Below are 15478 nucleotides of genomic sequence, written 5' to 3'. Positions count from 1 at the left end.
AATATGTATAATCGGATATTGCTTGCGGTGGACGGCTCGGACCATTCGGTGCGCGCGGCGAATGAAGCGGTAAAGTTAGCGGCGGGTTCTCCGGAGTCCCAAGTGACGATCGTCTTTGTTGCAGATTACGACAACGCTAAAAACGAAGTGCTGCACAGCGGCAGTTCACTGGAGCTGGACATGCAGCGCAGAAAAAAACTTCAGCCGGTCGAACAAACTTTGGCGGCGGAGAACATCCCATACAAAGTCGAGATCCTTCATGGCACACCGGGTCCGGCAATCGTCGAATATGCCAATAAAGAAAAATTCGACATCCTGGTCATCGGCAGCCGCGGATTGAACTCGCTCCAGGAAATGGTGCTGGGCAGTGTCAGCCACAAAGTCGTGAAACGGGCGAATTGTCCGGTGCTGATCGTCAAATAACAATGAAAAGGTAATTGGAAAAGGAGCTCTCCGGGGCTCCTTTTTTATGCAAAGGAGCTTGGACATGCAAGGCATAAAAAGCACACACCCAAAGAAACCCGGTTTAATCCAAACGCCCTTTTATTACGGCTGGCTGATTGTCATCGTTGCAGGGCTCTCTCATTTCTTCTCAGGCCCGGGACAAACGTATTCGAATGCCATTTTTATCGATTATTACATAGAAGAATTCGGGTGGAGCCGCTCGGCGGTTTCCGGTATTTACTCAGCGGCGACCTTGCTTGCAGGGCTTATGCTGTTCATGGTCGGCCGAATGGTCGATAAATTCGGTGCACGCAAAATGGCGGTCATCGTTTCCATCCTGTTAGCAGCGGCAAGTGTGTTCAACAGCCTCGTCGTCAACTGGGCGATGCTGTTTATCGGCTTTTTTGCTGTCAGGTTATTCGGGCAAGGCTCAATGTCGCTCGTGCCGAATTCGCTGGTGCCGCAGTGGTTCATTCAGAAGCGCGGCAAGGCCTTGGGATTGGCGGCGCTTGGAGGGATGATCGGTTCCGCCGCATTCCCGCTGCTCAATGTCTGGCTGATCGAATCGTTTGGCTGGCGCGCAGCGTGGCAGATTCTTGGTGCTTCGGTAATCCTCATATTTACGCCGCTGGCTTTTTTCTTCATCCGCAACCGGCCGGAAGATTTCGGATTACGGCCGGACAATGGTCCAAGTGTCAGCAAAAAAGAGCATCAGCGGCAATTGTCCGCTGATATCAGCTGGACGGTGAAAGAGGCCCGGACGACTCGGACTTTTTGGCTGCTGCTGTTTTGTGTAGCAGTTCCGGCGCTGGTGAATACCGGCATGACGTTCCACCTCGTTTCCATTTTTTCGCTCCAGTCGCTTGAGCCTGAAACGGCTGCTGCCGTCTTAAGCCTCATGGCTGTCATCGGTTTTCCGGTGACTTTCCTGGCAGGCTATTTGCTTGATAAGATCCGGGTACAATGGATGCTTGCTGCTGTTTTTGCCGGGGAGATCGCATCGATCTTCTTGCTGAAAGAAGCAAGCGCCTTTTCCTCAGCGATTCTGTTTGCCGTTGTTTGGGGATTCATGCTCGGCATTGAACGCGTGACGCTCAGTGTGATCTGGCCGAATTATTTTGGCCGGCAATACTTGGGCAGCATCACAGGGATTTCCATGGCGGTGATGGTCGTCGGTTCTGCTCTCGGGCCATTGCCGTTCGGCCTGTTCTTTGACCGTTTTGGCGGCTATGATGAAGTGCTATGGGTCATCATGATTTTTCCGCTATTGGGAATAGTGGCGTCGCTGCTGGCCGATCCGCCGCAAAAACAAGCTGGATAATCAGCGCAAGCCGTGAAATGCAAAAGCATTTCACGGCTTTTTTATATGGAAAAGGGCTTTTTTTGACGGTCTTGGTATATGATATGAAGAAAAAAGGAGAGGTCATATGAAAAAAACAAATGTCTGTTTCATTGGAGCCGGCCTCCATTCGACGACGAATATTTACCCAGCGGCACTGGAAGCGGGAGCGGAAATCCAAGCGATTGCCACGCGCAGTTTTGAGCGTTCCCGCAATGCGCTTCAGCGGCTGGGAAGCGAAGGCAGCGCTTATGATGATTACCGAAGCATGCTGGAAGCGGAAGAATGTGCGGGTGTGGTGGTTGTTGCCCAGCCTGAAGACCATGCCGCGTTAGTGCTTGACTGCATCCATGCAGGGAAAAACGTCTTTGTCGAAAAACCGCTTGGCATGACGGAGGTAGAAGCGGCTGACATTGCAGCCGCTGCTGAAACAGCCGGAGTCCAAGTGATGGTCGGGTTCATGAAGCGCTACGCACCGATTTACCAAAAACTCAAAGAAGTGATTGATGGCGGAACGCTCGGTCCAGCCCGCTCTTTCCAAGCGCGCTTTGCTGTCGACAGTACCTTGTTTTGTGAAAATGACGAGCAGTTCATGAAGTTCGCCGCCATCCACATGGTGGACCTCGTGCGGTTCCTGTTCGGCGAAGCGGTGGAAGTGAAAGGGTTCAAAAACAGCAGCAAAGGGTTTATTTCACATAGCATCTCGTTGAAGTTTGAAACGGGCGTGGTCGGCAGCCTGTATTTCAGCGGCATGACTGCCTGGACGCGTGAAAGTGAGAATATCACGGTGACGTTTGATGAAGGATTCGCTTTTGCGGATGAAATCAATGCGTTGACGATTCATAAATCCCAGCATCACGAAGAACAGCCATGGCAATCGATCGAAGAAGCGGACACCCATTACAAGCCGTCCGCAACGCCGATGTCCGGAGCTTACCGGGACCTGTACCTCCGCGGTTTTGTCGGTGAAATGGCCCATTTCTTTGAATGCTGTACAACGGGTGCGATGCCCTTGTCGAACGCACGCGACAACGTCCAAACGATGGCGCTTTGCGACCGGATCCTCGACAGCCTTTCGTAAAATGCAAAAAAAATTAAAACCCCTGCATAATTTCACCTGAATTTCATTTGCGCCCTTTAAAGTATGGAATAAGAACAGGTGAATCAGCCGACACCTTTTCAAAATCAGGGGGGTCATGTTATGCAGGTGCAGGAAACAAGATTACTCACAGTCATTGATGGCAAGGACAGCGTTCGCTGGAATCGCCTTGTAGCCGGCTTTTCGAATACCGACATCTATTTCTCGCATGAATATTTTATGAGCGCCCTGTTATTGGATGAGGGGGAGGCGATGTTGTTCGTTTTTGAAAATGCTTCCGGCAAAATTGCGTATCCGGTCATCAAACGGACGATTGCCAATGAAGGCGATTTGGAATTATACGATATTACGACACCATATGGCTACGGTGGACCGCTGATTTCATGCTGCGGCAGCGAGCAGGCTTTGCTGTCGGAATTCCGAAAAGAATTCGGCGCATATTGCCAGCGCCATCACATCGTCTCGGAATTTGCCAGATTCCATCCGTTATTAGGCAACCAGCAAGGTTTCGAAACCGAGATGGAGATTTCCTACGTCAGCGATACAGTGGCAATCGGGCTGCAGCAGGAAGGCGATTTGCTGAGCCGCATTCCGGGAAAAAACCGCAACATGATCCGCAAAGCGATAAAGAACAACATCGAAATCAAAAAAATCAGCACGGAAGATTACCTCGAGGAATTCATCTTGATGTATTACGACACCATGCGCCGCAACAACGCGACCCGTTATTACTTTTTCACCGAGGAATATTTCCGAAAAACCATCACGCTGTTCGGATCGGACCTTCATTTCTTCGGCGCATTCCTGGATGGGAAAATGATTGCGGCGACCTTAGTGTTGAGCCAGGGCAAATTCATCCACTATCATTTATCAGGATCATTAATGGCATATCGGAACCTGGGTGCGAACAATTTGCTGCTTTTCAAAATCGCCGAATGGGGCCAGGCGGGGGGCGCGGAAGCGTTTCATCTGGGCGGCGGCTATTCAGGTCAGGACGACAACCTTTACCGCTTCAAAAAGACTTTCACCCAAGACGCACCGCTGGAATTCCATATCGGAAAGAAAATCCACAATCCTGCGTTGTACCAAATGCTTTGTTTTGAAAAAGAGAAAGACGAAAACAGCTCCTATTTTCCTTTGTACAGAGCTTGAGGCAACATTAAATACGAATAGATTTGGCAGGTGCGTCCTTTCGGAGACGCCCCTTTTTGCGTGCGGAAAGTATTTAGCAGTTGAGAGAAAGTATTTCGCTCGGCAAGGGAAGTGAATCCAAAACTATCCAATTAAAATACGCTATTTGCAGCAATTTTGATTAATATCTATGAAAAAAAGCATTCCAGCTTTCACTGGAATGCCTTTCGCGATTGGCTTTGCCTCTATTTTTTCATAATGAATGCCATATGGCGGCCGGCTTTCCGGTTTTCTCGGTAAGAAAAGCCGGAAGGATCCTGATACGTGCAGATCCGGTCGACCGCTATGGAATCTGCAGGGATGCCTGCGAGTTCACATTGCTTTTTCACCACAAGCTGGTTGTCGATGTGGTATTTGCCGGTTTCTTCATTGTAATACGCAAAGCTGTCCGCATAGCCAAGCGCCTTGAATTTCAAATACACGTCTTCATCGACTTCGAATTTCTCCTGACTCAGGGCAGGTCCAATCTGGATGCGAAAATCCTCCGGCCGGCATTGTTCCACTTCAATCAGGTGTTGGAACAATTTCAATGAAATCTCTTTTGCCGTCCCTTGCCAGCCGGAATGGACGGCGCCGACAACTCCCGCCGATTCGTTGAAAAACAGGATCGGCACGCAGTCGGCAGCAAAGCTGGACAACAAGATGCACGATTCGTATGTATAAAGAGCGTCCGTATCCGGTATGGCGCTCGCCAAATCCAATGCGCCGCGGCCTTTGTCCGACGTTTCCACGCGGTGGAAATTGGCGCTATGGGTTTGCTGGGCGCAAACGAGATCATTCATGCTGCTATTGACTGATGTTGTAAGAAGTGCCCGGTTTTCGGCAATCTTAGCAGGATCCATGCATGCGTGGAGCGCCATATTATTGGCTTCCGGTGCTTCTTCGTTCTTCACCGTAATGCCTGCAAGAAACTTGTTGTCGTCCGTATAAATAATCGATTTCATCTTCGCACCTCTTTTCAACAATTTTACCAGGGCTCTGAAAAAACTTACTGCCTTTCCTAAAATATATAGCAGCAACGGCCAGAAGCCAACCAAAAAAGGAAAGTACGCTTTGCAGCGCGCTTTCCTTTTTGCTACTCGGAACTTTCACAAATGGCTTTGATGTTTTCCAAGGTATGGGAGGCAGAGTTCCGGCTCAGCCGTTCGTAGATGATCCGGTCGGTGATTTTTCCGAACAAGTCATCCGGGATATAGCTTTCGATTTCAAAACTGACCTCTGTACCAGAGTCTCTCGTAACGTAATAGCTGGATTGTCTGGCATTGAAACTGCCGCTCATCATGCCCGTCCATTTGGCGGTGCTGTCGGTGATTTCGCATTCTGTGACTTGAATGGTTTCAGGGAAATGCATGCCCATGATGGCATACTCGGCTTCAACGACGGTACCGACCTCACCGTTGCCGTCAATTTTTTTCGGAGAAGCCAGATTGTTGTAGAAATGTGCCCAATTTTCAGGATTGATGGTGTAGCGAAAAACTTTTTCAAGTGGAGCATTGATGAAGATGGTCTGTTTCGTGTGAGCCATGCGTTCATTCGCCTCCTGGAATGCAAGATGATTTCTGCTTTCATTATACAACGAAGAAATCATTAAACTTCTAATTTATCGGAATATTTAAATAAATTATTATGGTGTATATGGGATGTGTGGGCAAATTGGCATTCCGTGGCAAATCAATTATGCTAATCAAATAAGAAGTGAAATTAATGAAAGCGGTGGCGTTGATGGATCAGGTGATACAGGAAAAGTTAAAAGAAATCGAAGAACAGTTTCAAGTGAAAGTGCTGTTCGCGGTTGAGTCCGGCAGCCGGGCGTGGGGATTTCCGTCAACGGACAGTGATTACGACGTCCGTTTCGTCTATATTCATCAGCTGGAGTGGTATTTGGCCATCGACCCGCAAGGCATCGGCGAGAAGCGGGATGTCATTGAAATGCCCATTAACGACATGCTCGACATCAGCGGTTGGGAAATCACGAAAGCTTTGCGGCTGTTCCGGAAAAGCAACCCACCATTTCTGGAGTGGATGTACAGCGAAATCCAGTATTATGAAGCCTATTCGTTCAAAGAAAAATTAAAGACCTTGGAAGATGAAGTTTTCTTTCCGAATGCAAGCCTCTACCATTATTTAAATATGGCGAAAAGTAATTACCGGACCCATCTCAACAAAGAGGAGGTAAAGATAAAAAAATATTTTTATGCATTGCGTCCTGTATTGGCTGCGACTTGGATCAAAGAGCACCAGACCATTCCGCCGATTGATTTTTATGAGTTAATGGAAGGTCTTGTGCCCGAGGGGATTTTGAAAGAGGAGATCCTCGATTTGTTGGAGCGCAAGAAAGCGGGGGAAGAGCTGGATCTGGAACAGCGGATTCCTGCCATTCATCATTTCTTGGACAGTGAAATTGAAGGGCTGGAAGCTTATGCAAAGACATTGCCGCCGCGCATTGGAGACCCAACCGATAAGCTTAATTCTTTATTTAGGGAAACTTTAAAGCAAGTATGGGAATAATTGCGCAAACAAAAGGCAGACCATCTTTAAAAGAGCCGATTCGCCTTTTTCAGTCCTTTGCTTTGGAAGGTGAAATATTTTTATGCTTTCATTTAAAACAAGAATAGTAATAAATTTGGATATTCGCTTAATTACAACAACTACTTTTTCTTTGAATAGTTTTGATGGATGATAAGACGCGGAAAAAGAGCGCAGAACAGAATTTGGAGCGGCGTTGACAGGAAAAAAGTAATAATGTAGACTATGAAAAACAAGTGAATATGACCTCACTTTCCGGTGAGGTAGAGGCGCGGAATTTATTAGTCCATAGAGGAGTTTGAGAAACAAGGATGCTATGGAGAAGGGAAGACCGCCGAAGTTTGTAATATTTCTCATTATTACTTGCTGGGTCTGCAGTGAATAATTGCAGGACTGCCGCATTGGACTTCCCAGTCTTTCGCGGTGTGCTATCTCGATACGGGAAAAGAGGATTTAGGGCAACTATGCATATAGCGATCTGAGTCTATCTCAGGTCTTTTTTTGTACATAGCTGCCCTTTTTGGCCTATTCAGAATTATTTTACTTAAAACACAAAGGGGGAGAATGAAAAGATGAAAAAGAAATCAGGATTGATGTTAACAGCCGTGCTTTCACTGGGCATGTTGCTTGCGGGATGCGGATCGGAAGAAGACGCAGCTTCAGGCGGAGGTTCAACTGAAGAAGGCGGGACGTTTAAAGTAGGGATGGAAGCGGGCTACGCGCCGTTCAACTGGACGCAGAGCGATGATTCCAATGGCGCTGTGAAAATTTCCGGCAATGCGGAATACGCGGGCGGCTATGATGTGGAAATCGCGAAACAAATCGCGGAAGGTCTCGGAAAAGAATTGGAAATCGTCAAAACGGAATGGGACGGCTTGGTCCCAGCACTGAACTCCGGCAAAATCGATGCCATTGTGGCGGGCATGTCGCCGACAGCGGAACGCAAAGAAACCATCGATTTTTCCGAGCATTATTACACATCGGAATTGGTGATGGTTGTGAAAAAAGGCGGCGAATTTGAAGGCGCGAGCGAGCTTGCTGACTTCAGCGGCGCGAAAATAACGGCGCAATTGAATACGTTCCATTATACGGTTATCGACCAAATTGAAGGGGTTTCCAAAGAGACGGCAATGGAAAGCTTCCCAGCAATGCGGGTAGCGCTTGAGTCGGGCATGATTGACGGCTATGTTTCAGAACGCCCGGAAGCGGTCAGCGCTTCAGCAGCGAACGAGAATTTCGCGATGGTGGAATTCACAGACGGCTTTGAGACTTCAGAAGATGACACGGCAGTAGCTGTCGGCTTGAAAAAAGGCAGCGAGTTTACAGAACAGATCAACGAAACATTAACTGGCATCTCAGAAGAGCAACGCCAGGAAATCATGGATAAGGCTATTCAAAACCAACCAGCTGCCCAGTAAAAGTTTAGGCGGTGCCGGCTGCAGCTAAATGCAGCCGGCTTTAAATTTTTTTAGGAGGAAAACCATGAGTCTTGAGTGGGTTATCACCATACTTACAAATAATTGGCCAATGTTCCTGCGCGGAGCAGGGATGACATTGCTGATTTCCATCATCGGCACGTTGATCGGTGCCGCAATCGGTTTGATTATCGGCATTGTCAATACAGTTCCGATGCCGGAGCGCGGCGTGAAGCGTTTGTTCCAGAAAACGATCAATTTCTTGCTGTCCGCGTACGTGGAATTTTTCCGCGGCACGCCGATGATTGTTCAGGCAATGGTCATTTTCTACGGCTCGGCGATGGCTTTCGGCATTGATATGGATGTCTTTACGGCGGCGATTTTCATCGTCTCCATTAATACGGGCGCTTATATGTCGGAAATCGTCAGGGGCGGTATCATTTCTGTCGACAAAGGACAGTTCGAAGCGGCACAGGCAATCGGCATGAATCATTTCCAGACAATGATGAACGTCGTCATGCCGCAGGTAGTGCGCAACATCCTTCCGGCAACCGGCAACCAGTTTGTCATCAATATCAAGGACACCGCCGTATTGAACGTTATCGGCGTCACGGAATTGTTTTTCCAGACCAAGTCGGTGTCGGGCAATAATTTCCGGTATTTCGAATCGTTCTTCATCGCCTGCGTCTTGTACTTTGTCATGACATTCACCATCACGCTCCTGCTGCGCAAGCTTGAGCGCAAAATGGCAGGGCCGTCCAATTACAGCATGATCGGCGGCTTGCCAATGCAAGTGGTCACGGCAGAAGACACAGAACATAAAATCAAAGAATAAGAAATCCGCAATAGCAGAAGAGGAGACCTTATGGAAAAAGTTATTGAAATCCAGCATTTAAGCAAATCCTTCGGAACGCATGAAGTGTTGAAAGACATCGATTTCTCTGTCAGCAAAGGCGAAGTAGTATGTGTCATCGGGTCGTCCGGATCCGGTAAATCGACGCTGCTCCGCTGTGTCAACCTGCTCGAAAAACCGAGCGGCGGCAAGATCATCTATAATGGCGAAAACATCCTTGATGACCGCCATGACATTCATTCCTACCGCACCAAACTTGGCATGGTGTTCCAGCAATTCAACTTGTTCAATAACCACAATGTCTTGAACAATTGCGTCGTCGGGCAAATGAAAGTGCTGAAGCGCAAGCGGCAAGATGCCGAAAAGACAGCGAAGCAATTTCTGCAGGTCGTGGGCATGGACCAATACATCAATGCAAAGCCTGAACAGCTTTCTGGCGGCCAGAAACAGCGTGTGGCAATTGCGCGTGCGTTGTCGATGGAACCGGATGTGATGCTGTTCGATGAGCCGACATCGGCACTCGATCCCGAAATGGTCGGCGAAGTGCTGAAAGTCATGAAAGACTTGGCGAAAAGCGGGCTGACAATGCTGATTGTTACGCATGAGATGGAATTTGCCAAAGAAGTAGCAGACCGGGTTGTCTTCATGGACAAAGGCGTCATCGTTGAAGAAGGGCCGCCTGAACAAATTTTCAACAACCCGAAGAAAGAGCGGACTCAGGAGTTTTTGAAGCGGACCTTGCGTTAAGCGAAAAAGAGAACAAAATCCAGCCTGCCGGGCATTGCGCCCTGCAGGCTTTTTACGCGATTGACTGGGCAGTAGCTGTCCCAAAATTCGTTTCATATTCACTTTCTGAAGAGGCTCAAGGCGTGGTAATATGGAAGGAACGTCTTGAGATATTGCTTAGATGATGGGAGGAATTGAAGAAATGAAAACTTTGCCAAATTGCCCAGAATGCAAATCGGAATATACATATGAAGATGGAGATCTATTGGTGTGTCCGGAATGCGGACACGAATGGACGGTTGTAGTGGAAGAGGAAGAAACAGTGAAAGTTGTGCGCGATGCAAACGGCAACGTTCTGGTAGACGGCGATTCCGTAACAGTGATAAAGGACCTGAAAGTAAAAGGCAGTTCGTCGGTGCTGAAAATCGGCACAAAGGCCAAGAACATCAAACTTGTCGAAGGCGACCACGACATCGATTGCAAGATTGACGGTTTCGGGCCGATGAAGTTGAAATCGGAATTCGTTAAAAAAGGCTGATTTTGTTCCACGTGAAACGGATACAAATTAAAACCCGGGCATCTAGCCCGGGTTTTATGCTGTCGAGAAAAGACTCGGCGGCTTTTTTTGCTGGAGCTTGTTTGTCTATGGGAATTCTCCGTTCTTTAGATGAGACGGAAACTGTTCGAAAAAGTGTTTGGAGGATAGCGAACGTTCGTAAAGTGTTTGGACATGTTTACGAACGGTTTTTTTAGCGGTTTTGTGCTTTTTTAGAGTGTTCGTAAACGTGTACTTTTACGAACGCTTTTATTACTAGAATTATATAGCCTTCATTTCGTTCTGTTGGTATATTGAGAAGAAAGAGGAATGAGACCATTTGGCGTGAGGATTAGGGGGAGTTTTTTTGAGCCAAGGACTAACAAAAAAAATCATTTATTCGTCTTCTTCCCATCAAGGAGAGTCGGTGGAAGTTGTTGATGCGGACTGGAAGGGCCGATACGGAACGGCCGTGATTCTCCAGAAAAATAACAAGACAGTCATTCAATTGAAGGGTGTCGAAATAGATGTTTCCTTTACGCGGTATAGCTTATCGCGTATCCGGTGGGTTGATGACCTTCACATTTTGGTAGCTACCTATGAAAATGAGGAAAACGAAGAAAATGTATTTATCATCAATCTGACCGGCCACCTCATCCATTCCTTTAACGGGGGAGAGGCAATTGAAGAGATAGCTGTTGGAAAAGAAGGGATATGGATCAGCTATTTTGATGAAGGGGTCTATGGAAACGGCATTTCCACCGAAGGGCTCGTGCTTTTTAACCTTATGGGAAAAGTCCTCTTCCGCTATCATTCCGATTTGTCGGATCCGTGCGTAATCGATGATTGTTATGCACTTTGCAAAGGCGAAGGGGACAACGTATGGCTCTTTCCATACACCGATTTTCAGCTGGTTGAAGTGAACCCCAAGACACGGGGTTTCTGTTCCTATTCAATTCCTGAAATATTGCATGGATCTCACGCCCTTTGCGTCAGAGGGGATTATGCCTACTTTTTTGATTCTTACGATGCCGATCAAGTAATGTATCAATTAGAAATCGGCGCACAGGCACCGCTGCTTCTAGGAACGGTTCAAGGAGTCTTGAGAGGACTAAATCCATCAGAGATTCATCACTTCATCTCTATTTCTGACTACGAAGTAAGTCTTTATCAAGTGTTAAATGAAGACTAATATAAATATTCTTGAAGCGTCAGGTTGTTTGTGTCTGAATGTAACATTACAATCTAAGCTCTGTGCTCTAGGATTAAAAGAGCTTTGGCGTGAATTCGGTTTACATATCATGAGGTTATCGGAAGTAATCAAAGAAACTAATCTAAAGCTTTTTAAAGTGAAAATATAAATGGCCAGAAGGGTGTAACTGAACCTTCTGGCCATTCATATTAGAAATTCTTTTTACTCGATAGTAAATATCTCGACCGCATCGATGAATTTATCTTTCGCTGTTGTAGTACCAACATAGGCTGTTTTAGAGTCCGCGCTCCAAGCGCCTGTCATACTGATGATTGCATATAAATCAGCATTTCCCATAATCTGAACTTCATTCACTAACTTGCCATCCATAATTTCGGCCATATAAATATTTGTTTTATAACCATCGCCTACTTGTACGGGTGTATCGAAAAGAAGTTTTTCTTTATCTGGAGACAGTTTATAAGAAGGTGTCCATATTCCTTCCTCGTCCTCACCGCCTGCTACTAATTGGGTTACTTCACCGGACAGCAAATCCATTAAGAAAATACCTGATTTTTCATTATACATCCCATTGAAAATAATATTGTTGGGATCTAAGAAGTCATAACTATTCATTACCGAGCCGAGTATTGGTGAGTCGCTTTCAGGCAAGGCAATGATCAACCGCAGTTCACCGTCATAATTCAGATGATACAGACCAGGCCCTTGGTCAATAGATTCTCCTGTTACATAGATGCCATCCTTGTCCTTACGAATGTTCGATAGATACAAGCCATCTACTTTAAACAGACTGGTCAAATCCCAGTTTTCAATCTTTAAGGTAGCCACTTCAATTGTTTGAATTTGAATCTTTTCAGATGTATCCATAATATGAATCACTTCATTTCCTTCGGCATCTGCAAAGTAATATTCATCCATTTCAGTACCGGACCCGATTTCTTTTTCAGTACCTGATTCTAAATCCATCACATAAACTTGAGCACCATCTCTACTAAGAGCGCGCTTGCCGTTTTCGGACACTTCATTAAATTCACGAGCAGCGATTTCACTTTCTTCTAATTCTGGAATACTTACTCGGTTAGTGGCACCATCTCTATTAAAAATGATTTGATTTCCCAAAAAACCTGTATAATTGGATGTTTCACTTACCGGAATCTCTACTGGAATGGTTCCTTCATGAGATACGCCAATCGCGCTATCCGAAAGGGAACTTTCGAGTCGAACGTCTTCTGTGATGGTAACTGTTTTTTCTGTATCCGCCTTGCTTTGGATGGCATAACCAGCTGCAAAGACCGTAACGATAGCCAGCATGGTGAAACCTTGAATTTTTCTCTTCATTCTTATTCCTCCTCAAGTATGTTTGTGCACATACTGATCATAGAACAATGTTATTTCCAACCATCTCAAACTTGTTTCCGTTTTGTTGCCACTGAGGTAAAGAAATTTCAATGATTGCCTGCTCATCCGTATAACCGAATGAAATCGTGCCTTGATGCTTAGTGATGATTTGCTCACAAATAAACAGTCCCAATCCATGGCTGTCTTTTGCTTTACCGTGAACAAACGGTTCAAAAACATGCTGCATAATCTTCTGGGGGATAAGATCGCTGTAATTCTTAATAATGATCGTCTTTTCTATATGAATTTCAATTGCACGATTCGGTTTTCCATGTTTGATTGCGTTCGATAAGACATTAAGGATGACCTGGCGCATTTCATCCGGATTGCCTTTCATGCTAAAAGGCTGGCCCGTTAACAGTATAGGCATCTTAGCATCAGTCGCTTCCATCTTAATGTCTTCACAGACCGATTCGATAAGCGAGAACAAATCAAATACCTCAACCGTACGGGCTACATCAGCTTGAGCTTTAGAGAAAGAGAGCAATTGAACAACCATCTTGTTTAACCGGTCACTCTCGGAATGGATCCTGCTGGCGGCTTTTTCTAAGAATAGGGGGTCGTCGAACTGTTTTTCTCCGATGATTTGAGCGTAACCGGAAATGGTGGTCAGGGGTGTTTTCAGTTCGTGCGTTACGTTATGAAAAAAATCAGTGCGTTTTTTCTCCAGCAACAATACTTTCTCTTTTTCCATTTCGATTACATGCATTTGCTGTTGAATTTCATTTTGCATCAGTTGAAAATTCTTCGCCAGTTCCCCAATTTCATCTGAAGTATGTACATCCGCCTTCACTTTATAATTGCCTTTTGCAATTTGTTTTGTGGCATTAGAAAGGGCATGCAAAGGCTTGATCAGTTGATTTGTCAGCAACAAGGAAATGATAAATACACCGACAAAAAGCAGGATGCTGAGGAGTGTGAAGCTGTTCAATAACTGTTGATTGTGTTTAAACATTGCCGAATAATCGCCAGTAAACTTCAATACACCGTAAAAAGCACCTTCAATATAGACCGGATATGCGAAATGAATCAGTGTTCCACCTGCGACCGTTTCAAGAGTATAAGCAGCCTTATTTTGGAAAGCCTCCGAAAGTTCTGTGCTGCTGTTTTCCTTTAAGCTTTCCTGGTATTTTTGGTTCTCCATCAGCAAGGGGTTATCAATAGGCGTTGCTTCATTTAGAAAAGATCCATCAGCGTCATAGATGGAAATGCTCTGAGAATTGATATTACTGAGTTCTTGTGCAATCGTACTGCCAAACTCGGCAAATAGTTTCTCATCGCTGCCCTGCAATCTCGAGAACTGTTTGATGTATTCTTTGGAAGTATGCTGTAATTTTGTTAAATCATTTTCCAGCACGGATGTTGTGTTACTTTCAATTGTGTTTTCCATGATTTGATAAAAACTGAAGGCGGCTAAGGTGAATAGCAACAAAAATCCTATGAAAAATTTCTTTCGGATTGTCCATTTCATCAACTAATACCCACTCATTTTATAACCGGTGCCAAATACCGTTTCAATAATCGATGAATCCAGCTTTTTGCGAATCCGTTGCACATGAACATCCACCGTTCGCAGTCCACCTTCAAAATCCATGGCCCATATTGTATCCAAGATTTCCTCACGGGAAAATATCCGGTTTTTATGTTGGGCGAATAACAACAGAAGTTCATATTCTTTTGGTTTCATGGCTACCGGTTCTTCGTGTTTCAGGACAGTATGGGAGTTAGGAATAATACGGATAGCTTCATTTACCGCTAAATAATTGATGGATTGTCCATGTGAGGGACGCCGCAGCAATGCCTTTACTCTTGCATTCACTTCCCGTACATCAAAGGGCTTTGTCATATAATCATCAGCACCCAATTCCAATCCCAATATTTTGTCGACGATGTCATCACGGGCGGTTAACATCATGACAGGTAAATTGCTCGTCGCTTTTATTTTCTTGCATAGCTCGAAGCCAGTGGTATCAGGTAACATCAAATCTAAAATGACCAGATCTATTTCGGTGCCCTGGAAAAGGGACAATGCGGCTTCACCTGTAGTGGCTCCGTGTACAATATATCTTTCTTTTCTCAAGGCATAAGCTAATATATCAAGAATGGATTCTTCGTCTTCGACAATTAAAATGGATTGTTGCATCTTCATAATCATGCCTCTTCTCAATTTACAGTTATTTCTTTATATTACTAAAAAGTTGTTGCTAAAGTGTTGCTAGCTCAAAGTTAATAAAATATATTTTTCATTTCTGTAGCTTAAATTAATGAATAGGTAGAGTTCTTAATTAAAATGACTAGTTAACATATGAGGGATTACCGGAAGCTACCAACTAAATGTATATAAAGAAAGAAGCTCATCATTCTTGTGTAACAACAAGTTTGTTGGGTTTTCTCAGTTTATAGAAAAACACAACTCAAAAAAAACGCAAGTGAGCTATAAATGGAAGTTGTTCGTGCTCATCATGCGCCGGGACAACAAAGTCAGAGAGTCGCAAACTGCAACAAGCTGTCCATTGTACAGAAAGAAAGATTTTAGCGATACTGGAGGATACAAGTGATGGACGGCAAAGGGGCAAAACCATGAATTTTTCTTTAAATTGTGGTTCCCAGGGAGCATAACAATTAAAACTCAACAAAAGAAGCTATGGACGATGTGATATCCGAATTCGAACTGAAAGAAAAACAGAACAACGAAAAGAGAATCAACCTCACAACAAAACAAATACAGATGAAAGATGA

At 45.3% G+C, this 15478-nt stretch carries 15 protein-coding genes and 1 riboswitch; of the genes, 10 read left to right on the top strand and 5 right to left on the bottom strand.

Annotation, left to right across the window (positions count from 1 at the left end; all coding sequences use genetic code 11):
- The first annotated feature begins 3 nt into the window (after positions 1 to 3).
- The 4 genes from AC4EHJ_RS10580 (at position 4) to AC4EHJ_RS10565 (ending at position 4034) form a co-directional block, all read left to right on the top strand.
- Entirely contained in the window at positions 4 to 423 is a 420-nt protein-coding gene (locus tag AC4EHJ_RS10580) for a universal stress protein (RefSeq protein WP_490975523.1), read from the top strand.
- A 64-nt stretch (positions 424 to 487) separates the two neighbouring features.
- Entirely contained in the window at positions 488 to 1765 is a 1278-nt protein-coding gene (locus AC4EHJ_RS10575) for an MFS transporter (protein ID WP_490975522.1), read from the top strand.
- 106 nt (positions 1766 to 1871) lie between these two features.
- A complete protein-coding gene (locus tag AC4EHJ_RS10570; RefSeq protein WP_490975521.1) occupies positions 1872 to 2864 on the top strand; it encodes a Gfo/Idh/MocA family protein in 993 nt (330 codons plus the stop codon).
- 120 nt (positions 2865 to 2984) lie between these two features.
- Positions 2985 to 4034, top strand: a complete 1050-nt coding sequence (locus AC4EHJ_RS10565) for a lipid II:glycine glycyltransferase FemX (protein WP_490975520.1) — start codon at positions 2985 to 2987, stop codon at positions 4032 to 4034.
- Between the two features lie 224 nt (positions 4035 to 4258).
- Here AC4EHJ_RS10565 and pgeF read toward each other — a convergent pair whose 3' ends face one another.
- Positions 4259 to 5017, bottom strand: coding sequence for a peptidoglycan editing factor PgeF (gene pgeF / locus AC4EHJ_RS10560; protein ID WP_490975519.1), 759 nt, complete (start codon positions 5015 to 5017; stop codon positions 4259 to 4261).
- A gap of 131 nt (positions 5018 to 5148) precedes the next feature.
- A complete protein-coding gene (locus AC4EHJ_RS10555) occupies positions 5149 to 5598 on the bottom strand; it encodes an SRPBCC family protein (RefSeq protein WP_490975518.1) in 450 nt (149 codons plus the stop codon).
- A 197-nt stretch (positions 5599 to 5795) separates the two neighbouring features.
- Here AC4EHJ_RS10555 and AC4EHJ_RS10550 point away from each other — a divergent pair, with 197 nt between their 5' ends.
- From AC4EHJ_RS10550 to AC4EHJ_RS10525, 6 genes are all read left to right on the top strand, one after another.
- Entirely contained in the window at positions 5796 to 6581 is a 786-nt protein-coding gene (locus tag AC4EHJ_RS10550) for a nucleotidyltransferase domain-containing protein (protein ID WP_490975655.1), read from the top strand.
- Positions 6582 to 6855: 274 nt separating this feature from the next.
- Positions 6856 to 7038: riboswitch (Lysine riboswitch) on the top strand.
- A gap of 133 nt (positions 7039 to 7171) precedes the next feature.
- Positions 7172 to 8017: a transporter substrate-binding domain-containing protein gene (locus tag AC4EHJ_RS10545; protein WP_490975517.1), complete on the top strand. Its 846-nt coding sequence runs from the start codon at positions 7172 to 7174 to the stop codon at positions 8015 to 8017.
- 64 nt (positions 8018 to 8081) lie between these two features.
- Positions 8082 to 8849 carry an amino acid ABC transporter permease gene (locus AC4EHJ_RS10540; protein ID WP_490975516.1) on the top strand — a complete coding sequence of 256 codons (768 nt, stop codon included), beginning with the start codon at positions 8082 to 8084 and terminating at the stop codon, positions 8847 to 8849.
- Between the two features lie 30 nt (positions 8850 to 8879).
- On the top strand, positions 8880 to 9614 hold the full coding sequence (locus AC4EHJ_RS10535; RefSeq protein WP_490975515.1) for an amino acid ABC transporter ATP-binding protein: 735 nt from the start codon (positions 8880 to 8882) through the stop codon (positions 9612 to 9614).
- Positions 9615 to 9795: 181 nt separating this feature from the next.
- Entirely contained in the window at positions 9796 to 10131 is a 336-nt protein-coding gene (locus AC4EHJ_RS10530) for a zinc ribbon domain-containing protein YjdM (protein WP_490975514.1), read from the top strand.
- A 364-nt stretch (positions 10132 to 10495) separates the two neighbouring features.
- Positions 10496 to 11320 carry a YxiH-YxzG fusion protein gene (locus tag AC4EHJ_RS10525; RefSeq protein WP_490975513.1) on the top strand — a complete coding sequence of 275 codons (825 nt, stop codon included), beginning with the start codon at positions 10496 to 10498 and terminating at the stop codon, positions 11318 to 11320.
- Positions 11321 to 11542: 222 nt separating this feature from the next.
- Here the strand turns inward: AC4EHJ_RS10525 and AC4EHJ_RS10520 are convergent, their stop codons facing one another.
- From AC4EHJ_RS10520 to AC4EHJ_RS10510, 3 genes are read right to left on the bottom strand one after another with little or no spacing between them, the layout of a single operon-like run.
- Positions 11543 to 12679 carry a TolB-like translocation protein gene (locus AC4EHJ_RS10520; protein ID WP_490975512.1) on the bottom strand — a complete coding sequence of 379 codons (1137 nt, stop codon included), beginning with the start codon at positions 12677 to 12679 and terminating at the stop codon, positions 11543 to 11545.
- A gap of 37 nt (positions 12680 to 12716) precedes the next feature.
- Positions 12717 to 14210: a histidine kinase dimerization/phospho-acceptor domain-containing protein gene (locus AC4EHJ_RS10515; RefSeq protein ID WP_490975511.1), complete on the bottom strand. Its 1494-nt coding sequence runs from the start codon at positions 14208 to 14210 to the stop codon at positions 12717 to 12719.
- Between the two features lie 3 nt (positions 14211 to 14213).
- Positions 14214 to 14888, bottom strand: a complete 675-nt coding sequence (locus AC4EHJ_RS10510; protein ID WP_490975510.1) for a response regulator transcription factor — start codon at positions 14886 to 14888, stop codon at positions 14214 to 14216.
- Positions 14889 to 15478: the final 590 nt, after the last annotated feature.

It is taken from the genome of Planococcus sp. TJ-301 (assembly GCF_058268475.1).
Note: the sequence above shows the minus strand (reverse complement) of the source record. Positions and strands in the feature narration are given on the sequence as shown.